The 804-nt window shown below is 37.7% G+C and carries 1 protein-coding gene and 1 pseudogene; one reads left to right on the plus strand and one right to left on the minus strand.

The window, feature by feature from the left end; all coding sequences use genetic code 11:
* Positions 1-430 (plus strand): annotated as a pseudogene (locus HMPREF3052_RS00225) (zonular occludens toxin); the annotation flags it as partial.
* Between the two features lie 43 nt (positions 431-473).
* Here the strand turns inward: HMPREF3052_RS00225 and HMPREF3052_RS00230 are convergent.
* Positions 474-695, minus strand: a complete 222-nt coding sequence (locus HMPREF3052_RS00230; RefSeq protein ID WP_070747555.1) for a hypothetical protein — start codon at positions 693-695, stop codon at positions 474-476.
* Positions 696-804: the final 109 nt, after the last annotated feature.

Genomic DNA, 804 nt, shown 5'->3' on the forward strand with positions numbered 1-804 from the left:
AGGCGGTCAGATAGCACCAAATCAGAATAAAAACCTGACTGAAGATATGTTAAAGCCTAAAATAGAAGGTATGGTTGAGTCTAAGCCGTTGTATGATCAGATTAGACAGGTTAAGCAGTTTGAATATCCTGTTGCGTGTATATCTGGCGGAAAATCGGGTTGTTCCTGCTATTCTTCTCAGGGTACGGTCATTAAAGAGATAGACAAAAAAACCTGTAACGATTATGTAAGAAACGGCTTGCCGTTCAATCCATACAAGGAAAATAGCAGGGATGTTGTTAAGAATGCAAATGTTCAGCCAATGAGTGATGATTCGGGTCAGGTGCTCAGTCTTGGCGGGAAAAGTCCTCAAAATTTGATGTACGACGGCTATGTCGAAGCGGGTAAGGATTTTGCAGCTCGTGGCGGCGTGGTTGGGTCTGCGAATTAATAAAGGTCGTCTGAAAATTTCAGACGACCTTTTATATCACTCATTATTTGTATCGATTTGTTAAATGTTCGTCAATATTCAGATAAAAATTATAAATTCGTTCTTCTAGCTCTTCCCTTGTTGAATCGTGAATGTCAACGGTTCTTTCTTTGCCTTTTAAAATGCAGTTAATACCATGAATTAGGCTTTCCGCGATTAATTTTCCGTTATAACTGCAAATTTCATAATAGCTTTCAAGTTGTTTCAGTTCGATTTCTAGATCCATTTTAAATTTCCTTTATTTCTGATTTATCGAATTATTATTTTCTCGTATTCATCAGGGTCTATAAATTGGCTTTCGAGTTCAATTAAGTATGGATTTCCCCAATCGCAGC

Origin of the sequence: Neisseria sp. HMSC056A03 (assembly GCF_001815685.1) — a bacterium.
Taxonomy (GTDB): Bacteria; Pseudomonadota; Gammaproteobacteria; order Burkholderiales; family Neisseriaceae; genus Neisseria; species Neisseria subflava.

Bases quoted from the DNA above. Each gene is read 5' to 3' on its own strand.
- HMPREF3052_RS00230 (WP_070747555.1), bottom strand. From the start codon at position 695: ATGGATCTAGAAATCGAACTGAAACAACTTGAAAGCTATTATGAAATT.